Source organism: Bacillus solimangrovi (genome assembly GCF_001742425.1).
GTDB lineage: Bacteria > Bacillota > Bacilli > Bacillales > Bacillaceae_N > Bacillus_AV > Bacillus_AV solimangrovi.
In genome coordinates this window covers 193,302-218,772 of the sequence record NZ_MJEH01000011.1, presented here as the reverse complement: position 1 = coordinate 218,772, position 25,471 = coordinate 193,302, and the positions used below count along the sequence as shown (strand labels likewise).

Here is a 25,471-nt window from a genome sequence, read left to right as displayed (position 1 = left end):
TCTATCAGTGAAGGTTTTTCTTCAATAGTTAGTTGAACCAATCAGTTAATTACTGACACTTGCTCTCCTACTTAAACTTCGTTGATTCTCTTATGTTTTAAAGTGGGGGTCTTGGCGTCAGTTGAAACGTGATAATTTCTCATTATAAATCGTGTTCAAAAAGGACGGAGTAGAACAAGGCGGCGAAGGTCCCAGTACTGGAGTGTACGTTTTAGGGTACATGAGGAGCGGAAAAGCAAGCCAACACAGTTGTTCGACAGTTATTTATTCCAGACTTTTTAAACATCCTCTTATACAAGATGTATAAGAATTCTCACATATTTTTTAGTCTTGTGGCGAATAGAAAGAAGTCTCAACTTTGCATATGATAAAAGTATAGGAGTTTGAAATATTCTAAATGTTCGGATATGAAAGGGCAAGAATAGCATGTTCTCTTCATATGACATCAGGAGGTGTTTTAATGCAGCATTCACATTTAATTAAGCCTGTACTTGACCGTGTCTATCCAGTAGCTTCGTATGGAAAAGGCATCTATCTATACGATAAAGATGGAAAGGCATATATTGATGGTTCTTCAGGTGCAGTGACAGCAAGTATCGGCCATGCAGTACCTGAGTTGATAAATGCCATTACTGAACAGGCGAAATTAGTTTCATTTGTGTATCGTTCACAGTTCACGACAGATGCCGCGGAAAAATTAGCAGAAAGATTAAGTGACTTAGCCCCTGGTAATGAGAAATATTGGTCTTTTTTCGTTAATAGCGGATCTGAGGCGACAGAAACAGCGTTGAAGATTGCGTTGCAACATTGGCAGGAGAAAGGGTTGCATCGAAAGCAAAAGATCCTTTCTCGCTGGGTAAGTTACCATGGGATAACAATTGGAGCATTGTCAATGTCAGGCCACTCTGAGAGACGTGATCGCTTTGTACCATTGTTACAAGACTACCCCAATGTATCTGCCCCAAATTGTTATCGTTGTCCATTCCATCAAAAATTCCCAGAATGCGGATTAATGTGTGCAACAGAATTGGACCGAGTTATTCGAAAAGTTGGAGCTGACCATATCGCTGCATTTATTGCTGAACCAATCATAGGAGCAGCAGGTGCTGTTATCGTTCCCCCACCTGGCTACTATGAACGTGTTCGAGAAATATGCAATTATCACAATATATTATTTATTGCTGATGAGGTTATGACAGGTATAGGAAGAACTGGAAAGATGTTTGGGATGGAACATTGGAATGCTGAAGCGGATATTATCACACTTGGAAAAGGCATGAGTGCTGGTTATACACCAATTGCAGCAACACTAGCTAAAGATCACGTGCTTGAGCCGATCTTAAACGGTTCTAAAGTTGTCATGAGTGGTCATACGTATAGTGCAAACCCACAGTCTGCAGCAGTTTCACTTGCTGTGCTTGATTATATCGAGAAGCATGATCTCGTTGCTGCATCTGCAGATAATGGAGAGTATTTATTACATCAATTACAACCGTTGTTAGAACGGTATGAATTGATTGGAAATATAAGAGGAAAAGGTCTAATGGTTGGGGTTGAATTTGTAGCAAATGCATTCACGAAAATTCCATTTGATAAAGCACTGAATGTTAGAGATATGATCGTTCAACGTGCACAACATTATGGGTTACTAATCTATCCATCAGGAGCTGGAATTGATGGGAATGCAGGCGATGCAGTCATTATTGCTCCCCCATTAACGATTAAAAAAGAAGAAATCGATCAGTTAGTCGAAATTTTTGAGCGTGCTGTATACGATATTCAAGATGAACTCGTACAGCAAGGAATCCTCAATACAGTAAGTTAATGGAGGTGGTTAGGTGTCGTCATCAGTAGAAAAGAAGAAAATGAATAAAGTAAGCACATTAAATGAAGCGATGCTGCATATTGATGATCGTTGTACGCTTATGTTTGGTGGATTTGGAGGTGTGGGAAACCCACCTCTTCTAATTAAAGGGATTATGGAAAAAGGTGTGAGCGAGTTAACGTTAATTGGAAATGACTCTGCGTTTCCTGAGATCGGAATTGGCAGAGTTGTTAGCCAAGGAAGAGTGAAGAAACTAATTGCCTCACATATCGGCTCAAATCCTATTGCTGGTAAGTTAATGACAGAAGGTAAGCTTGAAGTGGAATTTTCTCCACAAGGAATTCTTGCTGAGAGAATCCGTGCTGGAGGCATGGGGCTTGGTGGCATTTTATCTGACGTCGGTGTTGGAACGATGATAGAGCAAGGTAAGCAGAAGATCCACGTAGACGGTAAAGATTACTTACTTGAAACTCCGTTAATTGCAGATGTGTCGATTATTTATGCCAAAAAAGGCGATCCATTTGGCAATCTCATTTATGACAAAAGTGAACGTAATACGAACCCTCTTGTTGCAATGGCTGGTAACTTCACAATTGCAGAAGTTGAAGAAATTGTCCCAGTTGGTGAACTTGATCCGGAAGCGATCATAACACCAGGAATACATGTAGATATGGTTATCCAAAGTGAAGGAGTGGACTGGACATGGGCATGGGAGTAGACGTTCGAAACCGACTTGCACGTCGGGCTGCCAAGGAAATTGAACAAGGTATGGTCGTTAATCTAGGTATCGGTATCCCTTCACTCGTTTCAAACTTTTTACCAGATGAGATGGAAGTGATGTTTCATGCGGAAAATGGCATTCTTGGTATGGGAGAAGCGCCAAAACAAGGTAAGGAAGATCCGGCACTCTGTAATGCAGCAGGTTGGCCCGTTACGATCGTTAAAGGTGCTTCGTACTTTGATAGCAGTGAAGCATTTGGCATGATTCGTAGAGGTCATCTTGACATTACGATTCTAGGTGCACTTGAAGTTAGTGAAACGGGTGATTTGGCGAATTGGATCGTTCCAGGTAAACGTGTGCCTGGTATTGGTGGAGCAATGGAACTCGCTCAAAAAGCTAAGAAAGTGATTGTACTTATGAGTCATGTGAATAAATACGGACAACCCAAAATTTTAAAACAATGTCAATTACCACTTACATCTGCACGTTGTGTCGATCTGATCATTACCGACATGGCAGTCATGAAAGTAACGGAGAAAGGCTTAATTGTAACGGAAATTATGGATCCATATACACGTGAAGATGTCTTGAACAATACAGAGGCAAGTATTACCTTTGCAGAAGAAGTGAAGACATTAGCATAAGGAATAAGCTAAAGGGGGAGTGAAGTGATGCAAGCAGTAAAATCAAAGATTAAGCAATGGTTAGATGAGAATAAGCAAGAGGGGATAGACTTACTACAATCCTTTGTTCAGGCAGACAGCATCCAAGGCAATGAACAACATGTACAACAGCTCGTCAAACAGAAGCTCGATGAGTTAGGTTTACAAGTAGACATGTGGACACCTGATGGAGACGTTTTGAAGCAGCATCCTTATTTTGCATCCCCACGTACAGACTTTACTGGAAGTCCAAACGTTGTTGGTGTGTTAAAAGGCACGGGTGGTGGACGCTCGATCGTATTGAACGGACATATTGATGTTGTTCCAGCTGGAGATCGTGACCAATGGGAGTATGATCCATATAGTGGTGAGATTGTTGATGGAAAGATGTATGGGCGTGGTACGACAGATATGAAAGGTGGAAACGTTTCCTTACTGTTAGCAATTGAGGCGATACAATCACTAGATTTAACGTTAAAGGGAGATGTGCTGTTTCATAGTGTGATAGAAGAAGAGAGTGGCGGATTAGGAACATTAGCAGCTGTATTACGAGGTTATACAGCTGATGCAGCCATTATCCCTGAACCTACCAATATGAAAATCTTTCCTAAACAACAAGGTTCAATGTGGTTTCGTATTCATGTAAAGGGACGTTCTGCTCATGGAGGGACTCGCTACGAAGGTGTAAGTGCAATTGAGAAGGCATTCATTGTAACTGAACATATTCGAAAGTTAGAAGAAGCGAGAAATGAACGGATTACTGACCCACTTTATGATAACATTCCGATTCCAATTCCGATAAATATCGGGCGTATTGAAGGAGGGGAATGGCCTTCGTCAGTCGCTGACATTGTCGTTATTGAAGGGCGAATGGGTGTCTCTCCAGAGGAGACAATCGAAGAGGCTCAAGCAGAAATGAAGACGTGGCTCAATCAGTTATCAGAAGTAGATGAATGGTTTGAATCAGTACCTGTAAAGCTTGAATGGTATGGTGCAAGATGGCTACCAGGATCAATTGATGCGAATCATGAGCTAATGGAAATCTTAACAGATGCTTACGAACAAGTAAGACATGAACAGCCAGTGATCGAAGCGTCACCTTGGGGAACAGATGGAGGTTTGTTAACGAATGTAGGTGATACACCTTCAATTGTATTTGGCCCGGGTGTTACAGAAATGGCGCATTTTCCAAATGAATTTATTGAGCTAGATAAAGTATTTGAAGCAGCAGAGATCATTGCACTTGCAATATTAGACTGGTGCGGTGTTGCGCAAGATCAAAGCAAATAATCTGGAGGGGTTTCAATGGAAACGACAGCAAAAACAATTAATTTAAAAACGGCAATTCCTGGACCAAAATCAGAAGAATTATTAAAAAGACGTCACGAACATGTACCGCGTGGACCATTTAATACGATGCCTGTATTCGCTGAAAAAGGTGAAGGTGCGGTTTTAACAGATATTGATGGCAATACATTTTTAGATTTTGCAGGTGCAATCGGTACGTTAAATGTCGGACATTGTCCACCGACTGTTGTAGAAGCCTTAAAGGAACAAGTTGATAAATACATTCATCCTTGTTTTCATGTCATGATGTATGAATCATATCTTCAATTGGCAGAGAAATTGAACGAAATTACACCTGGAAACCACCATAAAAAAACATTCTTCTTAAATAGTGGTGCTGAAGCGGTTGAGAATGCGATTAAGATTGCAAGAAGATATACAAAACGAAGAGGAATTATTTCATTTGAGCGTGGTTTCCATGGTAGAACATATATGGCGATGTCATTAACGAGTAAGGTGAAGCCTTACAAAAATGGCTTTGGACCGTTTGCTCCAGACACGTATAAGATGCCATATCCTTATTATTATCGTGCCCAAAAAGGAATGACAACGAAAGAAGTAGATGATATGATTTTAGCCGAATTCCAAGACTTCTTCTTACGTGAAGTGCCAGCAGAAGATATTGCAGCGGTCATCATGGAACCTGTACAAGGTGAAGGTGGTTTTGTTGCGCCATCGAAACATTTCGTACAAGGTGTGAAGCAAATTTGCGAAGAAAATGGTATTTTATTCATTGCTGACGAAGTTCAAACTGGGTTTGGTCGAACAGGAAAAATGTTTGGCATGGATCACTATGATGTTGTGCCTGATTTAATGACGATGTCAAAATCAATTGCAGCAGGATTGCCAATTAGTGCAGTGACAGGAAGAGCGCAGGTTATGGATGCACCTGATGTAGGTGAAATCGGTGGAACTTACGGTGGAAGTCCATTAGGTTGCGTGGCAGCTTTAGAAGTCATTAACCTAATGGAAAAAGACGAATTACCGTCTAGAGCGTTTCATATCGGTGAAGCAATTTCGAAGCGATTCAAAGCACTTCAATCAAAAGTGGAACAAATCGGTGAAGTACGCACACTCGGTGCGATGACAGCGATTGAGTTTGTTAAAGATCGTGAGACGAAAGAACCAAATAAAGAATTAACTAGTCAAATCGTGCAAGCTTGCCATAAACGTGGAGTTGTGTTGATGGGTGCTGGTTTATACGGAAATGTCGTTCGAATACTTAGTCCGCTTGTAATAACAGTTGAACAATTAAATGAAGGTTTAGATGTATTAGAAGAAGTGGTATTAGAATTAACGAGTAAGTAAAGGGAGGTACACCATGAAGAAGTTATTAATTAACGGTGAATGGATCGAAACAAAGGATTATCAAGCTTTATATTCACCTTTTTCTCAAGAGAAAATTGCAGACATACCGAAAGCTGACGAAAAAGATGTAAACGCTGCAATTTCGGCTGCATATGAAGCGAGAGGGAAAATGGCAAAAGTACCTGCTCATGAACGGGCTACTATTTTAGAAAAGCTTGTTGATTTAATTAGCGAAAATAAAGAAGAATGTGCGAGGTTGATTGCATTAGAATCGGCAAAACCATTAAAAACAGCAAGAGGTGAAGTGGCTCGTACGATTATGACCTATAAATTTGCTGCAGAAGAAGCTCGTAGAATTAATGGTGAAACGATTCCTATGGATGCTGCACCAGGTGGAGAAGATCGAATTGCGTACACGATGAAACAACCTGTAGGTGTCGTTGCAGCCATTACACCTTTCAACTTTCCGATGAATCTTGTTGCACATAAAGTGGGCCCAGCAATTGCTGCAGGTAATACAGTCGTTTTAAAGCCAGCTTCACAGACACCACTTAGTGCATATTTCATTGCTGAACTACTGCAAAAGGCTGGTTTGCCGAATGGTGCGTTAAATGTTGTGACTGGGAGTGGTCGAACAGTTGGCGAGCAACTTGTAACAGATGAGCGTGTTAAAAAAGTCACTTTTACAGGAAGTCCAGAAGTAGGGATCGGCATTCGAAATAAATCAGGTTTAAAGAAAGTAACACTGGAGCTTGGTTCGAATTCAGCATTAATTGTTGATGAAGGTGTTGATATTGATGCGATGATCGATCGAGCAGTTATGGGCGCGTTTGCAAATGCAGGTCAAGTTTGTATTTCAATCCAGCGTACTTATATTCATGAATCAATTTTCGATGAATTCGTTGAGAAATTTGTTGCTAAAGTACAACAGTTAAAGCTCGGTGATCCGTTACATGAAGATACAGATCTATCTGCACTTATCGCTCCAGATGAGGCTGATCGTGTGCTTGAATGGATTAACGAAGCAGTTGAACAAGGTGCAACACTTGCTACAGGCGGTGAAAAAGAAGGGAACATGTTACAACCTACGGTACTATTACAAGCTGGTGAAGATTTAAAAGTATCATGTCAAGAGATATTTGGTCCAGTCGTTATTCTGAATAAAGTCGCATCAATTGATGAAGCTATTAAACGAACAAATGACTCGGAATATGGACTACAGGCTGGCATCTTTACAAATGATCTGTCAAAGGCATTGGAAGCAGCAGAAGTGCTTGAAGTTGGTGGTGTAATGATTAACGATATCCCAACATATCGCGTTGATCATATGCCTTACGGTGGCGTCAAGAACAGTGGAACTGGTCGAGAGGGTATTAAATACGCAATTGAAGATATGACAGAATTGAAGTTAGTTGTTATTAAAAAGTAATTGGGAAAATCCTTGTACATGAAGTGTGTACAAGGATTTTTCAATATTTGTGAATGACGAGACATTATTGCTCTTGTTGCTGTTGTTGCCGTTCAAAACTTAAATAACGTGTTCCTTGAAATTTGAGTGTACCGAAGTCACCTTCAACTAATTGGCCAAAATCATTACCTTTCACCATTAATTCCATTCGATCTCCGCTTTCAACTTCAAAGGTTACAAAATAGGTTGTGTTTGAATGATTATCATTTCTTCTTATCTGATTGCGCTTTGTCACAACCTTTGCTAATACGTGAAGCACAGGTTGTTGATTGTTGTTATTCCATTCTTTAATACTTTTAATCACTGTAAATAGAATTAAACCAAAAACAATTAAGAAAAATATCGGAAAGATAGCTGAAATAATTGAAAACACATCGAAACCAAATCCTGAATTAAATCCCATGACAAGTCCTCCTCTTCTACTATTATAACGGTAAATATAATTGAAAAGTTTCGGTTTTTTAAGTAAGAATTTGCTCATAATATGTATGCTTGTGATAATTTTCCATGTTTTGGCTGATGCCATTAGAAGTAAGTGAAAGTTTTAGAATAATAGTTGGAAAATTCCTTCAATTATTTAAGGTCAAATAGTATACTGAGAGATGAATGAGTTTTAATTTTCCAATTATGGATTTATAATCCTATTCTATTAATGGGTGGTGTGGAGAATAGGTAATGCGTATAAAAGAGTTAATTGTGTTAGTGACATTTCTATTCATATATCTAAATAGTACAAGTGTAGAGGCTAAATCAAATATATTAAATATACCCCATATTGAACAAATGCCAGAGCTTGCAAGAGGTTGTGAAGTCACCTCCTTGGCAATGCTTTTAAATAGTGCAGGCGTTGAAGTTGACAAAATGGCGTTAGCGCAAGAAGTTAAAAAGGTCTCATTTATAAGTAACGGATATTATGGAAATCCACATCATGGCTTCGTAGGCAATATCTATTCGTATACGCAATTAGGTTATGGTGTGTATCATGAGCCGATTGCGGACTTAGCAGAGAAATACTTGCCAGGACAAATTGATGATCTGACAGGTCAAGATATTTCGAGTATCTATGCTTCAATTGATGCTGGCATACCAGTATGGGTGATTACGAATTCTCGTTTTAAAGCTTTACCTGAAAATCAGTTTGTTTCTTGGAAGACAAAAGAAGGGATTGTTGACATCACATATAGTGAGCATTCGGTTCTTGTAACTGGATATGATGATCAGTATATATACGTTAATGATCCTCTTTACTATAAAGGGAATCGAAAACTAAATCGGTTTCACTTTGAGCAATCTTGGATACAAATGGGTTCACAAGCAATTGCATACCAGTTAAAAGAACCAGTCAAAGTAAAAATAATTGGTCAAGAAATAATGGGAGCATATAAATTAAAAGATACAGTATACATTCCTGTACGAACTGTTGCCCAGACGCTTGGTTCAACGGTTACTTACGATCTGATACAACAAACAGTAGTCTTACAAGACGAAAATACGGTCATTCATCTGCGAATAGACACGAACGAAGTTATAATAAAAAATCAACCGTTCACGATGCCTATTGATGTTAAGAATATAGAAGGAAGCTTCGTTATTCCAATTCAAGCATTAGAATATATGTATGATACTAAGGTACATTGGGAAAATGACGTTGTCTATATTTCAATGAAATCAGAATCATAAAAAGTTTAGCATCTATTTCATTAAATTGTGAGGATTACGATAATTCAAGCGAGTAAATAAAAGCAATTGGGGGAGTGGTGAGTAAGTGCTAAGTGAAAGGTCTCAATCAAATAATCAACAGTTTCGTACCTCAACTCCTGGACAATCTGAACTATTTAGTGAAGGATTCGGTTTACATTGGATTGGGAAGAAAGAGACTCAACAGCTTGTGGATCATTCATCAACTCACTCTCTTAAACGAATCAGTGGAATAGGTATAGATGAAGAACGAACAAATAACTTGTTTATTGAAGGGGATAATCTCAAAGTATTACAGACCTTGCAGGAAACCTATCACGAACAAATTGATTTAATCTACATTGATCCTCCATACAATACGGGTAAGAACTTCATCTATGATGACAATTTTGAAGAAACAATGAAACGCTATTTACAACGTTGTGGGATTACTAATGATAACCAACGATGCAAACATACGCATATGAGTGGAAGAATTCATACAAATTGGTTAAATATGATGTACTCACGCTTACTGCTGGCATACAAGATGTTGGCATCTGATGGGGTTATTGTTATTCACATTGATGAAAAAGAGGAAAGTAATTTAGAGCTATTGTTGTTTGAAATCTTCGGTGAAGAGAATCGAATCGGTAAGTTAATATGGGATAAACGTAATCCGAAAGGGGATGCCTCTAAGGTAGCGTATCAGCACGAGGTAATTTATGTTTTTGCAAAAAAGATAACGAATTATCGAAATAGAGTGGTTCTAAAGAGAACGAAAGAAAATGTTGAACAGGTTTTAAATAAAGCAAAGAGGTTGTACGCACAAATAGGAAAAACGATGATTCCTGAAGACTTAAAGCAGCTCGCAAAAAAATATAATTTGCCAAAAGAATTGTTAGATAAACATAAAAGAATCGTTGATATGAGCATTGTAAATGAGCTATTTCAGCAATGGTTGAATAGACAAGTAGAATTTTCAGAAGGATTGAAGGCATACAAATACATTGATGAGTATGGTAAAGTGTATCGACCTGTTTCAATGGCTTGGCCAAACAAGAAAAAGGCTCCAGATCAATATTTTGTTCCGTTAATCCATCCAATCACAGGAAGGACGTGTGCCATCCCAAAACGTGGCTGGCGCAACCCACCTGAAACAATGAAGCGGTTGTTGGATGAACAACAAATTTTGTTTGGTTGTGATGAGAAGACAATTCCGAATCGAAAGTATTATTTAGAGGAACATATGTTAGAAAATATTCCTTCTATCTTACGTTATGGGGCAAGTGATGATGCCTTCTTCGCTAAAATTGGGTTATCATTCGATAATCCAAAACCTTATCCATTCTCAAAACAACTTATTCAATACTTCACACATAGTGATGCTCTCGTTATGGATTTCTTTGCAGGCTCAGGAACGACAGCACATGCTGTGTATGAAGCGAATAAGGGAGACAACGGCACGAGAAAATACATACTAGTGGAAAGACAAGAGGCGATTAAAGGTCAGAAATATGCTTCGATAGCTTCACTTGCACAAGAGCGAATTAGAAGAAGCATCGAGTTGTTAAATGAATCTGATCAAAATGAAGAACAACAAGATCGAGGCTTTAAAGTATATCAATTAGAGTAAAGAGATTGTTCCTGCATCAAATAGAAATCGAAAAAGCCGAAGTCATCGATCGTACAGGTGTGATGACTTACGGCTTAAATTTGTCATGAACGATGCTTATCATACATGTTGGCTTTTGATATGTGTTGAATAGCTTCATACTCCTCTTCGGTAAGTTCAGTTGCTTGCGTGGCTTGAGCATTTGTTATCACTTGCTTGACACTGCTTGCTCCTGGAATGACAGCTCCTACAGATGAGTGATAGAGCGGATATAATAGTGCAGTTTCATGTAAATGACGTTTTTGATTTGTTATTTCATGCAGTTGTTCGTTCAACGTAATAATATCCTCGTAAGAATAATCGAGAAATGCACGAGCTTTCTCTTTTCCTTTATCGGACAGCATGCCTTTTGCTAACGGTCCACGAGCGATGACACTAATATTATTCTTTTGTAAGAGTTCGAGCATTTCTCCTTCAGGTCGACGATCTAAAATACTGTACTGCATCATTACAGTAACGATATTTGAACGTTTGACGTATTCACGTATAACATTTGGACGAATGGATGAAATGCCATATTCTCGAATGTAGCCTTCTTTTTTTAATTCTTCAAACGCTTCAATTGTTTCTTCAATCGGATCTTCGATTGTTCCTCCATGTAATTGGTAGAGGTCGATATAATCTGTTCGTAAACGTTTAAGGCTATTTTTTACTTGTTCTTTTATGTAACTTTTAGAAGGGTCCCAATACCAGCCAAGTCTACCTTTTTCCAGATGGTTTCCTACTTTAGTTGCAATAATAAGTTCTTTACGTTTCTCTTCGATTGCTTTACCAACAAATTCTTCATTTAATCCTAAATCATATAAGTCAGCTGTATCAAGATAGTTAATACCTGCATCAATTGCTGCGTGAATAATTTCTGTAGCTTGTTTTTGGTCTTGTCCAAGTGACATACAGCCTAATCCGATCTTGCTTACGAACAAGTCTGATTGCCCTAAACGACGCTTCTCCATTCTGTTTCCTCCTCTATCAGAGATGAAATAGTCGATATAAATTATGTTGTACTGTAAGTTTAACGTTTAATAGCGGAGGAAGTGAAGGGATTTTTGTTTTTTAGATACGAACCGAAAGCGCAAGTCTTTTAATCCTGCTTCAATTCATCACTAGTTGACAAGTGATGAATGTCACTTCTCCAATCTGCAACAGTATGATATGTTTTAGCATATTCTCGTAGTTTCGCACGTATTTCCCATGCTTTTCCGACCATTGTGATACTCGTTGGATTTACATAAATTTTCATAATATGAGTTCCTTTCATAATTAAAATTTAATGTTTCGGTTATACATAATATTGACTTAATATGGTAGAATTTATGTGCGGATTCGATTGAATAGAACAAGGAGATGAAGGAAGGATGAAAGATTTTACTGAAAAGACTCTATCTTCGGAACAAATCTTCGAAGGAAGAATAATCAACCTTCAAGTGGATGAAGTGGAGTTACCTAATGGAAAGAAGAGTAAGCGAGAGTTAGTGAAGCATCCTGGTGCGGTTGCAATTATTCCAATTACACGAGAAGGTAAAATTGTACTTGTACGCCAATATCGTAAACCGTTAGAGAAAATGGTTGTTGAAATTCCAGCAGGGAAACTTGAAAAAAATGAAGCACCGTTCCAAACGGCAGAGCGTGAACTTCAAGAAGAAACAGGATATCGTTGCCAAGCATTGCAATATGTAACATCCTTCTATACATCACCTGGATTTGCTGATGAAATTGTTCATCTATATTACACGGACCAGTTAGAGCGTTTAGAAGTACCACTTGACACAGATGAAGATGAGTTTGTGGAAGTCATAGAAGTAACGTTAGATGAGGCATTCAAGCTTGTTCGTGAAAAACAAATATATGATGCGAAAACAGCTTATGCAATTCAATACTTACAATTGAAACAGTTAGTAAAAGGCTCATAATAGATGCAAACTTATTTTGCAGATTTACATATTCACATCGGTAGAACAAACACAGGTAGACCAGTAAAAATAACTGGATCAAAGTCTTTAACAGTAGCGAATATTTTATATGATGCACAGCATGTCAAAGGAATGGACATGATTGGAGTCATTGATAGTCATGTGCCTGAAGTATTAGATGAATTAGAAGTCATGGTCGATAAAGGTGAGCTTTCTGAACTAGAACAAGGTGGACTTTCTTATGGTGAGTTGACATTAATATTAGGATCTGAGATCGAAGTGAATGATGAGTCGACGCAAGGACCGATTCATGTACTTTGTTTTATGCCAACACTTCAAACGATGAGGATTTTTTCAAAGTGGTTAGGCGAACGGATTACAAACAATACGTTAAGTACACAAAGATTATATGAGAGTGGGAAAGTGTTGCAGCAAAAAGTGCGCGAACTTGGTGGTTTATTTATCCCTGCACACATTTTCACTCCACATAAGAGTTTGTATGGAAGTGGGGTCAAATTTTCATTAGCAGAAGTTTTCGATCCAGATCTTATTGATGCTGTAGAGTTAGGGTTAAGTTCGAATACAGAAATGGCTGACAGCTTAAAGGAGCTGCATCGTTATAGCTTTCTAACGAATTCAGACGCTCATTCCACTCAGAAAATTGGTCGGGAATATCAGATTTTACAATTGGAAAGTCCGACATTCACTGAATTATGGTTAGCTTTACATAATAATCATGATCGTAAAGTCATTAAGAACTTTGGACTCGATCCTAAGCTTGGTAAATATCACGAAACTGCTTGTGAACGTTGTGGACATCGTTCACAAGCTACCGAAGAATGTTCGCAATGTGGTTCATTACATTTTGTAAAGGGTGTTCGTAACCGTATTGATGAGTTAACTGATGGAGTTATAAATAATAATCGTCCGCCTTATATACATCAGATTCCTTTAGAATTCATTCCGAAACTTGGTCCAAAGACATTGCAAAAGTTACGTGATCAATTTGGAACAGAGATGAACATTATCCATCGAATTAGCCAGCGTGAATTAGAAGGCGTTGTATCTCCCAAAATGGCTGAGATGATTATTAAAGCACGTAAAGGCACATTGTCGCTTGAAAGTGGTGGTGCTGGTAAGTATGGGAAAGTCAGTTCTGAATAAGTGGAACTGACTTTCCTTGTTATTATTTTGCATGACATAGAATAGAGGTACTTATCAGTTTAGATTGTTCAAGGACAAAGTATGAACATTAATGGAACCCACGTTAAATTAGAATATAAGAACTTTGCGTCCTCGCCTTTTTGTCATACTCTCTTAATTGGATCATAGACTAGATTCAAAGAGTAGATTTGGTAGATTAGGGTGAGGAGGAGTAGCGGTGAAGAGGACATTAAGGCGTAATTTATCAATTTATATAAGAGAACAGTCATCAATTTATTTATTTACGATTATTTTATTTTTAATGGGGATTATTTTTGGCGCAATAGTTGTGAATAGTTTAAGTTTTGATCAGAAAGAAGACTTATATCTTTACTTATCTCGGTTTTTTGGACAACTTTCAAACGATGTAATTGCTGATCCAAATTTTATGTTTCGCCAAAGTTTTGTTCACTATTTAAAATATATTGGTTCAATTTGGGTATTAGGCCTCTCAATTATTGGTTTGCCTGTTATCTTAGTATTACTGTTTTTAAAAGGGCTTGTGACTGGTTTTACAGTTGGTTTTCTCGTGAATCAACTTGGGTTATCAGGCTTTCTCCTATCAATCGTATCAATATTGCCTCAAAATATCATTTTAGTTCCTGTATTCATTATTACGACTTCTGCTGCTATACACTTTTCATTGAAAATGATACGTCAGCAATTTTTGAATCGAACGTATGAACCTATTTTGCCTCACCTTTCTCGTTACACGTTAATTGTAATTGGTGCTTTTGTTTTAATAGCTGGAGTGTCATTGTTAGAAGCATATGCATCTCCCTTCCTAATGAAAACAGTCATTAAACTAATTAGTACACCGTTATAACTTTACTGGTTTCTAATAATGATAAGTTATATCTTTGGTGATATTTGATGGATGATAATTATTATTATAATAAATTAAATACAATTAAACGTTAATAATTATTATAATTTGACACTTTTTTTCGAACTGCTTATAATAATGAGAGTAGTGCGAGGGAGGGATTGGTATGGAAAAACGAATTGGGCGGATAAAGAAACAGTTACACTCTCAAAGTTATAAGTTGACTCCTCAGCGTGAAGCAACGGTTAGGGTGCTATTAGAAAATGAAGAAGACCACTTAAGCGCGGAAGATGTCTACCTCCTCGTGAAAGAAAAGTCGCCTGAAATTGGGTTAGCTACTGTATATCGTACGTTAGAGCTCTTAACAGAATTGAAAATCGTTGATAAAATTAACTTCGGAGATGGTGTATCAAGATATGATCTTCGCAAAGAAGGCGCAGCTCATTTTCACCATCACCTTGTTTGTGTAGAATGTGGTGCAGTTGATGAAATTCAAGATGATTTATTAGGTGATGTCGAAAAGATAGTTGAACGTGATTGGAATTTTAAAATTAAAGATCACCGATTAACATTTCATGGTATTTGTTATCGTTGTCACTCAAATGAAGAATAACTGTAAGGACCTTTTCCAACGGTGGAGAAGGTTTTTATTTGTTTTGTTCTTTTATAGGTTAATTAGCAAACATTAGAACGATTTAAGTTTATAGGAATAACTTAATTACATAGAGAAATTATAGTAACTATAAATCTGTGAATTACGAAAATGAGTCAGTAGTAGGAGGATAAACAATCCTTTACAAATGTTGAAAAATTCGCTAACGTAACAGTTATGAGTCCATTCCTTATAAAGGCGAAAAATAACAAAAGAGATTAGATAGGTTCAAGTATATACTAATTTTCTATTGTATATTTTTTTATTGTATAGGCATATGATGTAATAATGCTTGTACAATAGGAGGAATTGAGGCTATGAAAGGGATTAAAATCTTTCTTCATGCAGTGAAAGTTTTTATATTATTTACTGGTTGTACAATACTCTTTTATTTAGGGATGCTGTGGATCAATGAAGAATATGAGGACTACCATCGCTATGATCAACCGCAAGGTAATGCTATGAGAGTTTCAGGGAATTTTATTGATGATGCTTACCCTGTAGTTAAGCGGTTAATTTTCTTCTACGAGCATGGAGAATAAAGGGAGCGTTATATAATGGAAATGGAATACGATATTAAAGATTTCATTCATTATTTAATCGTTGAGCGTGGATTATCAACAAATACAATTTCTGCATATGAACGAGATTTAAACCAGTATAGGGCACATTTACAAAAGAAAAATGGATTAGTATTATTTCGTGATGTTGAGCGTTTACATATCACTCAGTTTTTAAAAGAACAAAAAGATAAGGGGCGCGCTAGCACTACACTTGCGAGAAATTTAGCATCTATTCGAGCATTTCACCAATTTTTAATTAGAGAAAAGCGTTCTGATAAAGACCCTTCTATTCATATAGATACACCCCAAGCGGAACGAAAGCTCCCGAAGGTACTGTCAACACCTGAAGTGGAAGCGCTATTATCTTCGCCGAAGGGCACAAGCGCATATACATATCGAGATAGAGCGATGCTTGAGTTACTTTATGCGACAGGAATGAGAGTTAGTGAAATGATGGACCTTGATTTAAGTGATGTGCATGTTACCATGGGGTTCGTACGTTGTACAGGAAAAGGGAGTAAGGAACGAATTATTCCAATAGGCAGAATGGCATCTGATGCGATTGTTACATACCTTGATAGTGGACGTCCTCTAATGTTAAAGAAGGAACGAACAGATGCATTATTTTTAAATAATCATGGAAGACGGCTCTCACGACAAGGTTTTTGGAAAACATTGAAGAAACTGGCATCTGAAGCGGGTATCGAGAAAGAATTAACCCCTCATACGCTACGTCATTCGTTTGCTACTCATTTGTTAGAAAATGGTGCAGATTTACGTGCAGTTCAAGAAATGTTAGGTCATGCTGATATATCAACTACACAAATCTATACGCATGTTTCGAAGGCAAGGTTAAAAGATACTTATAAAAGCTATCATCCAAGAGCGTAAATACACTTTTTTTAGTTAAAACTAGGTTAAAGTATAAAGAGTAAAAAAACCTTCATAAAATTTTCTCAAATATAGATGTCTGACATCATACATCTGTTGTATACTAATTTGTGTGAAACAAGTGTATCTTGGGTATAGTGAAAGATAGAACTCATGATTTGTGAAGGAAAGGAATGAATTTAAGTGCGATTTAAACGCGTATTTTTAGTAGTAATGGATTCTGTAGGTATAGGTGAAGCTCCTGATGCTGCAGATTTTAATGATAAAGGGGCTGACACTCTAGGCCATATTGGTGAGCATATGAATGGTTTGAAAATGCCTAATATGGGGAAACTCGGCTTAAGTAACATTAAAGAAATTCAAGGTATTGAGAAAGCGTCATCACCAAAAGCTCATTATACAAAAATGCAGGAAGCGTCAAATGGAAAGGATACGATGACAGGGCATTGGGAAATTATGGGCCTTCACATTGAACAACCGTTCCGTACTTTCCCTGATGGTTTTCCAGCTGAGTTAATCGAGGAGATCGAAAAACGTTCTGGAAGAAAGGTTATTGGAAATAAACCATCATCAGGAACTGATATTCTAGATGAACTTGCTGAAGAACAAATGAAGACAGGTTCTCTAATCGTTTATACATCTGCAGATTCAGTGTTACAAATAGCAGCACACGAAGATGTTGTACCAATTGATGAGTTATATGAAATCTGTAAAATGGCTCGTGAATTAACCTTAGATGAAAAATATATGGTTGGTCGTGTCATTGCTCGTCCATTTATTGGTGAAGTTGGATCGTATGAGCGTACAGCAAATCGTCATGACTATGCATTAAAACCATTTGGTCGTACAGTTATGAATGAAATGAAGGATGCTGGTCTTGATGTTATTGCATTAGGTAAAATCTCTGATATATATGATGGTGAAGGTGTTACTGAAGCTGTTCGTACAATATCAAATATGGATGGCATGGATAAGCTGAATGATTCATTAAAACAAGATTTTACAGGTATGAGCTTCTTGAATCTTGTTGATTTTGATGCGAAGTTTGGACATCGTCGCGATCCAAAAGGTTATGGAGAAGCATTAGAAGCATATGACAAACGTTTAGTAGAAGTATTTGATTTGTTGAAAGATGACGACCTTCTCATCATTACGGCTGACCACGGAAATGATCCAGTACATCATGGTACAGATCATACACGTGAGTATGTTCCATTAATTGTGTATCATAACGGCATTACAGAAGGTAAAGAGTTACCAATTCGTAAGACATTCGCAGATATTGGTGCAACAGTTGCAGAGAACTTTAATATTAAATTACCTAAACATGGCACAAGCTTTTTAAACGATATTAAATAATCAAGGGGGACTTAATCATGGTAGAAAACTTTAAAGCAGCGGTAGATTATATTAATAGTAAAATTACAGAAGAGCCTAAGATTGGATTGATTCTTGGTTCGGGCCTAGGTGTCCTTGCTGATGAAATTGAGGATCCAATCACAATTGATTACAGTGATATTCCAAACTTCCCTGTTTCAACTGTTGAAGGTCATGCTGGGATGTTAGTGTTTGGTAAGTTGCAAGGGAAAAATGTAATCGCTATGAAAGGTCGTTTCCACTATTATGAAGGTTATGGAATGGATAAAGTAACTTTCCCTGTACGTGTTATGAAGATGCTTGGTGTGGAAAAGTTAATCGTAACGAATGCTGCTGGTGGTGTAAATGAAAGTTATTCACCAGGTGACTTAATGTTAATTAATGACCATATTAACAACACTGGTACAAATCCATTAATCGGACCAAATGATAATGAACTAGGTGTTCGTTTCCCAGATATGTCAGAAAGTTATTCAAAAGAGCTTCGTTCACTAGCTAAAGATGTTGCTAAGAAACTGAATTTGAAAATCCAAGAAGGTGTATACGTAGCAAATCCAGGTCCAGTTTATGAAACTCCTGCTGAAATCCGTATGACACGAAAAATGGGTGGAGATGCAGTTGGAATGTCAACTGTTCCAGAAGTAATCGTTGCACGCCATAGTGGTTTAGAAGTGTTGGGTATTTCTTGTATTTCAAACATGGCTGCAGGAATCTTAGACCAACCTCTAACACATGATGAAGTTATTGAAACAACTGAGAAAGTTCGTGAAAGCTTTTTAGCATTTGTTAAGAACATTGTAGGAGAAATGAACTAAGAATAGGTGGGGTTAGTTGTGGGAAATTTGTTAGCGAAAATGAATGAAGCGGTTGAGTTTATTCAAGGGAAAATTAAGAGAGAACCAACAGTAGGTTTAATTTTAGGTTCAGGTCTAGGTGTATTAGCTGAAGAGATTGAAAATCCAGTTAAGATTGATTATGCAGACATCCCTCATTTTCCTGTATCAACAGTAGAAGGACACGAAGGTAAGTTAGTAATTGGTGAGCTAGAAGGAAAGCAAGTTATTGCAATGCAAGGTCGTTTTCATTATTACGAAGGTTATTCAATGCAAGATGTAACCTTCCCAGTTCGAGTAATGAAAGGTTTAGGCGTTGACATGATGGTCGTTACAAATGCGTGTGGTGGTATGAATGCAAACTTTGTACCTGGTGATCTAATGTTAATTACTGATCACTTGAACATGACGGGAACGAATCCGTTAATTGGGGCAAATGAAGCTGAACTTGGACCTCGTTTCCCAGATATGAGTAGTGCTTATACACCAGAACTAGTTGCACTTGCAAAAGATGTAGCGGCTAAGATAGATGTGAAAGTACAGCAAGGTGTGTACGCAGGAATTTCAGGTCCTACTTATATGACACCTGCTGAATTAATTATGCTTCGCAATAACGGTGGAGATGCTGTTGGAATGTCAACAGTACCAGAAGTAATCGTTGCTAGTCATATGCAAATGAAGGTGCTAGGCATCTCCTGCGTAACAGATATGGCAATTGGGGAAGAGTTAGAGCCTCTAACACATGAACAAGTTATGGAAACTGCAAATCGAACTCGACCAAAATTCATCAAACTTGTAAAAGAATTTTTAGCAACCGTTTAAAATAAAACTAGAGGTGATTCAACATGCGTATGGTAGATTTAATTCAAAAGAAACGTGATGGCAAAGCATTAACAAAAGAAGAGATTCGTTTCATTATTGAAGGGTACACAGATGGTGAAATTCCAGAGTATCAAATGAGTGCTTTTGCAATGGCGATTTTCTTCCAAGACATGACACAAGAAGAACGTGCTGAACTAACAATGGCAATGGTTGATTCAGGTGATAAGATAGATTTGTCTGCAATCGAAGGGATTAAAGTAGATAAGCATTCAACAGGTGGTGTTGGTGATACAACAACATTAGTGCTTGCTCCTCTTGTTGCTGCTGTTGGTGTTCCAGTAGCGAAGATGTCTGGTCGTGGTCTTGGTCATACGGGTGGTACAATTGACAAACTTGAAGCGGTTGAAGGCTTCCATGTTGAGATTGATAATAATGAATTCATTGATTTAGTTAATAAAAATAAAGTAGCTGTTATTGGTCAGAGCGGAAACTTAACGCCAGCTGATAAAAAATTGTATGGCTTACGTGATGTAACTGGAACAGTTAATTCAATTCCACTTATTGCAAGTTCAATTATGAGTAAGAAGATTGCTGCGGGTGCTGATGCGATTGTACTTGATGTTAAAACAGGTGCAGGTGCATTTATGAAGGAGCTTGAAGATTCAAAAGCACTTGCAAAAGCAATGGTTGGTATTGGTAACAATGTTGGTCGTAAAACGATGGCAGTCATTTCTGATATGAGCCAACCACTTGGATTTGCAATCGGTAATGCACTTGAAGTGAAAGAAGCAATTGATACACTTCAAGGTCAAGGTCCAGATGACTTACAAGAACTTTGCTTAACATTAGGTAGTCACATGGTGTTATTAGCTGAAAAAGCAGCAAGCTTAGAGGATGCTCGCAAACAACTTGAGGATGTTATGAAATCAGGTAAAGCTCTTGAAACGTTTAAGACGTTCTTGGCTGCACAAGGTGGTAACGCTGCTGTCGTAGACAACCCTGAAATGATGCCACAAGCGAAGTATACATTCGAGCTTGAAGCTAAAGAAGATGGTTATGTTTCTGAAATTATTGCAGATGAAGTTGGAACTGCAGCAATGATCCTCGGTGCAGGTCGTGCAACAAAAGAATCTGTCATTGATCTAGCAGTAGGTGTCATGTTACGTAAGAAGATTGGTGATGAAGTGAAGAAAGGTGAATCACTTGCAACACTTTATAGCAACACTGAAGACGTAGCAGATGCAATCGAAAAACTTGGGAACAGCTTTAAAGTTTCAAGTGAAAAGGTTGAAGCACCAACATTAGTTTATGATGTAATCACAGAATAGTAAGGATAACGGCAGCTCAGTGGGCTGCCGTTTTACTATGTATAAAAGAATCAATTAAATGGATGGTAGACTGTAGATTTTTTATGGATGTTTCTACGTCAAATGAATGATGTTCAAGAGCATGATTTGCAAAGGGAATAATATTGATTGACAAAGAAGTGTGTTGCTTTAAATAGAGGATCTTTTCTTCATCAAAGTACGGATCTTTATCCCCAATCACAATCATTCCTTTAGAAGTTATGCTTTTTAATCGTTCATATTGTGAGTGAATGTTTAATAAAGGAGTTAATAGAATCGTCTTGTCTTGTGTAAAGGCTTCATTGTTCATAAATTTTTGAATGATTGGAATCGTACCTAAAGACTTTCCTAGAAAAATCCGTTGTGTATATAGGTTGTTAGCTAAGACATTATTAACGACAGCCTGAACATCAGTTCCTATGGCATTAACAATTTCCTCGAAACTAATGTTTTTACTATATGAATAATGGACGTGAATAACATCGACTTCATTTTGAAGCATATTCAGTGTTGAATAATAAAGTAACGGTTTTTCATAAGTATAGCCAGATCCAGAGAACATGAAACAAATGGTTTTATTATTTTGTGTAATATGTGTGTACCGTAATGCTTGACCATTAACTATAAGACTTTTTTCTTCAATATTCATACTGTAGCCCTCTCCAATTTCAATTGAGTGAACATTCTTTATTTTTCTTTCCAAACAAAACTGCAAAGCTATATTCTTTGAATACACAATCAACATCAACAAATCCGGCAGCTTTTAACCAATTTAATTGTTGTGATAATGTTGACATTTGATCGAGTTTGGTTCGTTCATAAGCAGCCTGCAATTGCTCTGTTGTTAAATTGGTATTTTCAATCCGTTGTTGCCAATTCTGTTTGTATTGTTGATTTAAATTGTCTGTTTCACCAAGAACTTGATCGGCATTTACGAAAATTCCTCCAGATTTTAACGAATTAAATACATTGTGATATAACTTTTCTTTTTGGTCATCTGATAAGTGATGAATAGATAGTGATGAAACAACGACATCATACTGATTCTGTCCTTCAACCGTTGTATAGTCAGCAACTTTATATGTGATGTTGTTGTTCCCTTCAAATCGTTTTTTCGCTACGTTCAACATCTTCTCCGATAAGTCAATAAGAGTATAATGTGCAGTTGGATAACGTTCAAGTAGCATCGAGGTAAGCAATCCAGTACCTGCTCCCAAATCTAAAATAGTCAACGGCTCTTCATGTATCTGAACAAGTTCAACAGCTGTTGAATAAAATTTCTTAAAGCAAGGGATAAGTTTAGTTCGTTCCTCATCATAATTTTTCGCGTGAGAATTGAATGAATCTTTAATGTTTGTCATTTGTTTCACCTCAATGTGAATATTTTGAATTTTTAATAAAAATAATAACACAGACAATTTGAAAAAGATATCCATATAATTTGTATATTTATTTATAAATTGGAAAAAATGTCTTGTATCACATGTGGAGGGAGATGACAATGGTGCGTATTGTTTCATCATTGCTTGCTCTATTTTTGTTTTTCACAGGAATTATACAGCCCGTTTCAGCACAGGAGACAACGATAGAGCTTGCAGATAAAGCGGCGTCGGCAATTTTGATTGAAAGAGATACTGGGACTATTCTGTATCAGAAAAATAGTCATGAAAAATTACCACCTGCAAGTATGACAAAAATTATGACGATGTTGCTCATTATGGAAGCACTTGAAGAAGGAAAGCTTAAAATGAGTGATATGGTACGAACAAGTGCTTATGCTGCATCAATGGGTGGTTCGCAAATCTTCCTTGAAGAAGGAGAAGAAATGAGCGTCCAAGATCTGCTCAAAGGGATTGCGATTGCTTCAGGTAATGATGCATCTGTGGCGATGGCAGAACGAATTGCTGGTTCAACAGATGAGTTTGTTGAGATGATGAATAAGAAAGCAAAAGAACTCGGCTTACAAAATACTCATTTTCAAAATCCTACTGGTCTACCTGCATCAGAGCATTATAGCACAGCAGCAGATATGGCAACAATGGCTAAGGAGTTACTAAAATACGAACACATTACAGGCTTCACTGGGAAATACGAGGATTACTTACGTAAAGGTACGGATAATGAGTTTTGGTTAGTAAATACAAATCGACTCGTGAAGTTTTATCCTGGGGTAGATGGATTAAAAACTGGTTTTACAAACGAAGCGAAATATTGTTTAACTGTAACAGCCAAGAAAAATGATATGCGTGTCATTGCAGTAGTGATGGGAGCCCCAACACCTAAGGAACGGAATCAACAAATTTCGAAAATGCTTGATTATGCATTCATGCAATTTGAAACACATCCTATGTTAAAGCGTTATGAACAAGTTGCAACAGTTGAAATAAGTAAAGGTGAAAAGAAGTACATGGATGTTGTAACAAGAGAAAATATATCACTTTTAACGAAAAAGGGTGAACAAATCGATAAGATAAAAAGAACGATTGATTTACCAGAAAGCGTACCATCTCCAGTCGTTAAAGGGCAGGAAATTGGAACGATAACATATTCAAAAGATGGAAAGGTTCTTCAGAAAAGCTCTCTCATTGCAGCAGAAGATGTAAATAAAGCTTCATGGTGGCAATTGTTCAAACGGGTACTAGGCTCTTTTTCTAAAAAACCTACTGAAGAATGATTGTCGTAATTTCAAGTTCAGTGTAATAAAAGAAAAGCTTTTCACTAGTTTTGTCAATGGGGAAGGAATTGTAAGTGGAAAAAGAGAAAGTCTCCTTATCCAGAATGCGAGGAGGCATCAAAACGTGAGTCTTTCAATTGAACTTGAAACAAAGAACGATGTGTTGTTAGTACGTTTGCAAGGTGAATTAGATCATCACACTTCGGAACAGTTGAGGGAAGAAATTCAAGCTGTATTAGAAGAACGAAAAATTCAACACTTAATCTTAAATATGGAGTCCTTAACTTTTATGGATAGTTCTGGACTTGGCGTTATCCTAGGGCGTTATAAACAAATTCAAAGTCAAGGTGGGCGAATGCTCGTTTGTTCTATTTCACCTTCTGTACAACGGTTATTTGAAATGTCTGGGATTTTTAAAATTATTCAATTTGTCGATGATGAGCAATTCGCACTACAATCACTGGGGGTGGCATAAATGAAAAACGAAATGAACTTACAGTTTTCCGCCCTCAGTCAAAATGAATCATTTGCACGTGTCACAGTTGCTGCGTTCATTGCTCAGTTGGACCCAACCATGGATGAATTGACAGAAATTAAGACTGTTGTCTCAGAGGCTGTAACAAATGCGATTATCCATGGATATGACAATAATCCTGATGGAATTGTGTATATTTCAGTCACGTTGGAACATGAAGGCATCGTGCATCTTACGATTGAAGATAGAGGAATGGGTATTGAAGACTTAGATGAAGCACGTCAACCGTTATTTACGACTAAACCTGAGTTAGAACGATCAGGAATGGGATTCACAATTATGGAAAATTTCATGGATGAAGTCGATATTGAAACAAGAGCAGACGCTGGAACAACAATTAGATTAAAAAAACATCTTTCAAAAAGCAAAGCGTTATGCAATTAAGGAGTTCTGCCTATGGATGTGGAGGTCAAGAAAGAAGAAACTTATTTACAGGATCATGAGGTGAAGGACCTTATAAAACGCAGTCAGGCTGGTGACTATGAGGCTCGTGATACGATTGTTGAGCGGAATATGCGTCTCGTTTGGTCTGTTGTCCAACGATTCCTTAATCGAGGTTATGAGCCAGACGATCTTTTTCAAATAGGTTGTATAGGGTTACTTAAATCAGTTGATAAGTTTGACTTAAGTTATGATGTGAAGTTCTCAACTTATGCTGTTCCGATGATAATCGGAGAAATCCAAAGGTTTATTCGTGATGATGGTACGGTGAAGGTAAGTCGTTCCTTGAAGGAAACGGGCAATAAGATACGAAGAAAAAAAGATGAACTTTCAAAAAAATATGGCAGAGCACCAACAGTTACAGAAATCGCAGACGAACTTGATCTTTCTGTTGAAGATGTAGTGATGGCGCAAGAAGCGAGTCGCGCGCCATCTTCAATTCATGAAACCGTTTATGAAAATGATGGAGATCCAATTACACTATTAGACCAGATTGCCGATCAAACAGAAACGAAATGGTTTGACAAAATTGCTCTTGAAGAAGCGATACGCACACTTGATGAACGAGAGCGTCTTATCGTCTACATGAGGTATTATAAAGATAAGACACAGTCAGAGGTGGCTGAGCGTCTTGGCATCTCCCAAGTCCAAGTATCTAGACTGGAAAAGAAGATTTTAAAACAAATGAAGCAACATATTAAAACCGATTAATATT

At 37.5% G+C, this 25,471-nt stretch carries 27 protein-coding genes; 22 read left to right on the top strand and 5 right to left on the bottom strand.

From position 1 onward, the window contains the following. Positions 1-460 precede the first annotated feature (460 nt). Genes BFG57_RS05755 through BFG57_RS05730 form a run of 6 tightly spaced genes read left to right on the top strand, consistent with a single transcriptional unit; the run spans position 461 to position 7,292 of the window. Positions 461-1,825 (top strand): aspartate aminotransferase family protein, encoded by a 1,365-nt coding sequence (locus BFG57_RS05755; protein WP_069716514.1) that lies wholly within the window; start codon positions 461-463, stop codon positions 1,823-1,825. 40 nt (positions 1,826-1,865) lie between these two features. Continuing rightward, positions 1,866-2,543 (top strand): CoA transferase subunit A, encoded by a 678-nt coding sequence (locus tag BFG57_RS05750; RefSeq protein ID WP_069716565.1) that lies wholly within the window; start codon positions 1,866-1,868, stop codon positions 2,541-2,543. After that, the gene (locus tag BFG57_RS05745) at positions 2,528-3,190 is read left to right on the top strand and encodes a 3-oxoacid CoA-transferase subunit B (protein WP_069716513.1); all 663 of its coding nucleotides are present in this window, start codon (positions 2,528-2,530) and stop codon (positions 3,188-3,190) included. Before BFG57_RS05750 ends, BFG57_RS05745 begins: the two co-directional genes overlap by 16 nt. Positions 3,191-3,217: 27 nt before the next feature. Then, a complete protein-coding gene (locus BFG57_RS05740; RefSeq protein ID WP_069716512.1) occupies positions 3,218-4,498 on the top strand; it encodes a peptidase in 1,281 nt (426 codons plus the stop codon). Between the two features lie 15 nt (positions 4,499-4,513). Beyond that, complete coding sequence (gene gabT / locus BFG57_RS05735) at positions 4,514-5,863, top strand: 4-aminobutyrate--2-oxoglutarate transaminase (RefSeq protein WP_069716511.1); 1,350 nt, start codon at positions 4,514-4,516, stop codon at positions 5,861-5,863. 13 nt (positions 5,864-5,876) lie between these two features. Continuing rightward, positions 5,877-7,292 carry an aldehyde dehydrogenase family protein gene (locus BFG57_RS05730; RefSeq protein ID WP_069716510.1) on the top strand — a complete coding sequence of 472 codons (1,416 nt, stop codon included), beginning with the start codon at positions 5,877-5,879 and terminating at the stop codon, positions 7,290-7,292. A gap of 64 nt (positions 7,293-7,356) precedes the next feature. Here BFG57_RS05730 and BFG57_RS05725 read toward each other — a convergent pair whose 3' ends face one another. Then, entirely contained in the window at positions 7,357-7,734 is a 378-nt protein-coding gene (locus tag BFG57_RS05725; RefSeq protein WP_069716509.1) for a DUF2500 domain-containing protein, read from the bottom strand. Between the two features lie 272 nt (positions 7,735-8,006). Between BFG57_RS05725 and BFG57_RS05720 the strand changes: the two genes are divergently transcribed. Both BFG57_RS05720 and BFG57_RS05715 read left to right on the top strand, forming a co-directional pair. Continuing rightward, positions 8,007-9,011: a C39 family peptidase gene (locus tag BFG57_RS05720; protein WP_069716508.1), complete on the top strand. Its 1,005-nt coding sequence runs from the start codon at positions 8,007-8,009 to the stop codon at positions 9,009-9,011. An 85-nt stretch (positions 9,012-9,096) separates the two neighbouring features. After that, a complete protein-coding gene (locus BFG57_RS05715) occupies positions 9,097-10,644 on the top strand; it encodes a site-specific DNA-methyltransferase (RefSeq protein ID WP_069716507.1) in 1,548 nt (515 codons plus the stop codon). Positions 10,645-10,727: 83 nt separating this feature from the next. Here the strand turns inward: BFG57_RS05715 and BFG57_RS05710 are convergent, their stop codons facing one another. Continuing rightward, on the bottom strand, positions 10,728-11,636 hold the full coding sequence (locus tag BFG57_RS05710; RefSeq protein WP_069716506.1) for an aldo/keto reductase: 909 nt from the start codon (positions 11,634-11,636) through the stop codon (positions 10,728-10,730). Between the two features lie 128 nt (positions 11,637-11,764). After that, positions 11,765-11,923, bottom strand: a complete 159-nt coding sequence (gene mciZ, locus BFG57_RS18295) for a Z-ring formation inhibitor MciZ (RefSeq protein WP_083249095.1) — start codon at positions 11,921-11,923, stop codon at positions 11,765-11,767. Positions 11,924-12,038: 115 nt separating this feature from the next. Between mciZ and BFG57_RS05705 the strand changes: the two genes are divergently transcribed. The 10 genes from BFG57_RS05705 (at position 12,039) to BFG57_RS05660 (ending at position 21,088) form a co-directional block, all read left to right on the top strand. Then, positions 12,039-12,593, top strand: coding sequence for an NUDIX hydrolase (locus BFG57_RS05705; RefSeq protein WP_069716505.1), 555 nt, complete (start codon positions 12,039-12,041; stop codon positions 12,591-12,593). A gap of 3 nt (positions 12,594-12,596) precedes the next feature. Beyond that, positions 12,597-13,757: an endonuclease Q family protein gene (locus BFG57_RS05700; RefSeq protein ID WP_069716504.1), complete on the top strand. Its 1,161-nt coding sequence runs from the start codon at positions 12,597-12,599 to the stop codon at positions 13,755-13,757. Positions 13,758-13,974: 217 nt separating this feature from the next. Further along, entirely contained in the window at positions 13,975-14,622 is a 648-nt protein-coding gene (spoIIM, locus tag BFG57_RS05695) for a stage II sporulation protein M (RefSeq protein WP_069716503.1), read from the top strand. A gap of 166 nt (positions 14,623-14,788) precedes the next feature. Then, on the top strand, positions 14,789-15,235 hold the full coding sequence (fur, locus tag BFG57_RS05690; protein ID WP_069716502.1) for a ferric iron uptake transcriptional regulator: 447 nt from the start codon (positions 14,789-14,791) through the stop codon (positions 15,233-15,235). Positions 15,236-15,591: 356 nt separating this feature from the next. After that, positions 15,592-15,816, top strand: a complete 225-nt coding sequence (locus BFG57_RS05685) for a YqzK family protein (protein WP_069716501.1) — start codon at positions 15,592-15,594, stop codon at positions 15,814-15,816. Positions 15,817-15,837: 21 nt separating this feature from the next. Further along, positions 15,838-16,728 (top strand): site-specific tyrosine recombinase XerD, encoded by an 891-nt coding sequence (xerD, locus tag BFG57_RS05680; protein ID WP_069716564.1) that lies wholly within the window; start codon positions 15,838-15,840, stop codon positions 16,726-16,728. A gap of 183 nt (positions 16,729-16,911) precedes the next feature. Then, positions 16,912-18,087: a phosphopentomutase gene (gene deoB / locus BFG57_RS05675; RefSeq protein ID WP_083249094.1), complete on the top strand. Its 1,176-nt coding sequence runs from the start codon at positions 16,912-16,914 to the stop codon at positions 18,085-18,087. A gap of 17 nt (positions 18,088-18,104) precedes the next feature. Further along, a complete protein-coding gene (locus BFG57_RS05670) occupies positions 18,105-18,920 on the top strand; it encodes a purine-nucleoside phosphorylase (protein ID WP_069716500.1) in 816 nt (271 codons plus the stop codon). An 18-nt stretch (positions 18,921-18,938) separates the two neighbouring features. Then, positions 18,939-19,760 (top strand): purine-nucleoside phosphorylase, encoded by an 822-nt coding sequence (locus tag BFG57_RS05665; protein ID WP_069716499.1) that lies wholly within the window; start codon positions 18,939-18,941, stop codon positions 19,758-19,760. Positions 19,761-19,783: 23 nt separating this feature from the next. After that, positions 19,784-21,088: a pyrimidine-nucleoside phosphorylase gene (locus BFG57_RS05660; protein ID WP_069716498.1), complete on the top strand. Its 1,305-nt coding sequence runs from the start codon at positions 19,784-19,786 to the stop codon at positions 21,086-21,088. Between the two features lie 16 nt (positions 21,089-21,104). Here the strand turns inward: BFG57_RS05660 and BFG57_RS05655 are convergent, their stop codons facing one another. Both BFG57_RS05655 and BFG57_RS05650 read right to left on the bottom strand, forming a co-directional pair. Beyond that, positions 21,105-21,755, bottom strand: a complete 651-nt coding sequence (locus BFG57_RS05655; protein ID WP_069716497.1) for a hypothetical protein — start codon at positions 21,753-21,755, stop codon at positions 21,105-21,107. Between the two features lie 19 nt (positions 21,756-21,774). Then, positions 21,775-22,467: a class I SAM-dependent methyltransferase gene (locus BFG57_RS05650; RefSeq protein ID WP_069716496.1), complete on the bottom strand. Its 693-nt coding sequence runs from the start codon at positions 22,465-22,467 to the stop codon at positions 21,775-21,777. Positions 22,468-22,607: 140 nt separating this feature from the next. Between BFG57_RS05650 and BFG57_RS05645 the strand changes: the two genes are divergently transcribed. The 4 genes from BFG57_RS05645 to sigF all read left to right on the top strand — a co-directional run bounded on the left by BFG57_RS05645 (position 22,608) and on the right by sigF (position 25,467). Continuing rightward, positions 22,608-23,780 carry a D-alanyl-D-alanine carboxypeptidase family protein gene (locus BFG57_RS05645; protein ID WP_069716495.1) on the top strand — a complete coding sequence of 391 codons (1,173 nt, stop codon included), beginning with the start codon at positions 22,608-22,610 and terminating at the stop codon, positions 23,778-23,780. Between the two features lie 124 nt (positions 23,781-23,904). After that, the gene (spoIIAA, locus tag BFG57_RS05640) at positions 23,905-24,255 is read left to right on the top strand and encodes an anti-sigma F factor antagonist (RefSeq protein ID WP_069716494.1); all 351 of its coding nucleotides are present in this window, start codon (positions 23,905-23,907) and stop codon (positions 24,253-24,255) included. Further along, positions 24,256-24,699, top strand: coding sequence for an anti-sigma F factor (gene spoIIAB, locus BFG57_RS05635; protein WP_069716493.1), 444 nt, complete (start codon positions 24,256-24,258; stop codon positions 24,697-24,699). A gap of 12 nt (positions 24,700-24,711) precedes the next feature. Continuing rightward, on the top strand, positions 24,712-25,467 hold the full coding sequence (gene sigF, locus BFG57_RS05630) for an RNA polymerase sporulation sigma factor SigF (protein ID WP_069716492.1): 756 nt from the start codon (positions 24,712-24,714) through the stop codon (positions 25,465-25,467). Positions 25,468-25,471: the final 4 nt, after the last annotated feature.

Bases quoted from the DNA above. Each gene is read 5' to 3' on its own strand.
- BFG57_RS05755 (WP_069716514.1), top strand. From the start codon at position 461: ATGCAGCATTCACATTTAATTAAGCCTGTACTTGACCGTGTCTATCCA.
- BFG57_RS05750 (WP_069716565.1), top strand. From the start codon at position 1,866: ATGAATAAAGTAAGCACATTAAATGAAGCGATGCTGCATATTGATGAT.
- BFG57_RS05745 (WP_069716513.1), top strand. From the start codon at position 2,528: ATGGGCATGGGAGTAGACGTTCGAAACCGACTTGCACGTCGGGCTGCC.
- BFG57_RS05740 (WP_069716512.1), top strand. From the start codon at position 3,218: ATGCAAGCAGTAAAATCAAAGATTAAGCAATGGTTAGATGAGAATAAG.
- gabT (WP_069716511.1), top strand. From the start codon at position 4,514: ATGGAAACGACAGCAAAAACAATTAATTTAAAAACGGCAATTCCTGGA.
- BFG57_RS05730 (WP_069716510.1), top strand. From the start codon at position 5,877: ATGAAGAAGTTATTAATTAACGGTGAATGGATCGAAACAAAGGATTAT.
- BFG57_RS05725 (WP_069716509.1), bottom strand. From the start codon at position 7,734: ATGGGATTTAATTCAGGATTTGGTTTCGATGTGTTTTCAATTATTTCA.
- BFG57_RS05720 (WP_069716508.1), top strand. From the start codon at position 8,007: ATGCGTATAAAAGAGTTAATTGTGTTAGTGACATTTCTATTCATATAT.
- BFG57_RS05710 (WP_069716506.1), bottom strand. From the start codon at position 11,636: ATGGAGAAGCGTCGTTTAGGGCAATCAGACTTGTTCGTAAGCAAGATC.
- mciZ (WP_083249095.1), bottom strand. From the start codon at position 11,923: ATGAAAATTTATGTAAATCCAACGAGTATCACAATGGTCGGAAAAGCA.
- BFG57_RS05705 (WP_069716505.1), top strand. From the start codon at position 12,039: ATGAAAGATTTTACTGAAAAGACTCTATCTTCGGAACAAATCTTCGAA.
- BFG57_RS05700 (WP_069716504.1), top strand. From the start codon at position 12,597: ATGCAAACTTATTTTGCAGATTTACATATTCACATCGGTAGAACAAAC.
- fur (WP_069716502.1), top strand. From the start codon at position 14,789: ATGGAAAAACGAATTGGGCGGATAAAGAAACAGTTACACTCTCAAAGT.
- BFG57_RS05685 (WP_069716501.1), top strand. From the start codon at position 15,592: ATGAAAGGGATTAAAATCTTTCTTCATGCAGTGAAAGTTTTTATATTA.
- xerD (WP_069716564.1), top strand. From the start codon at position 15,838: ATGGAATACGATATTAAAGATTTCATTCATTATTTAATCGTTGAGCGT.
- BFG57_RS05670 (WP_069716500.1), top strand. From the start codon at position 18,105: ATGGTAGAAAACTTTAAAGCAGCGGTAGATTATATTAATAGTAAAATT.
- BFG57_RS05660 (WP_069716498.1), top strand. From the start codon at position 19,784: ATGCGTATGGTAGATTTAATTCAAAAGAAACGTGATGGCAAAGCATTA.
- BFG57_RS05655 (WP_069716497.1), bottom strand. From the start codon at position 21,755: ATGAATATTGAAGAAAAAAGTCTTATAGTTAATGGTCAAGCATTACGG.
- BFG57_RS05650 (WP_069716496.1), bottom strand. From the start codon at position 22,467: ATGACAAACATTAAAGATTCATTCAATTCTCACGCGAAAAATTATGAT.
- BFG57_RS05645 (WP_069716495.1), top strand. From the start codon at position 22,608: ATGGTGCGTATTGTTTCATCATTGCTTGCTCTATTTTTGTTTTTCACA.
- spoIIAB (WP_069716493.1), top strand. From the start codon at position 24,256: ATGAAAAACGAAATGAACTTACAGTTTTCCGCCCTCAGTCAAAATGAA.
- sigF (WP_069716492.1), top strand. From the start codon at position 24,712: ATGGATGTGGAGGTCAAGAAAGAAGAAACTTATTTACAGGATCATGAG.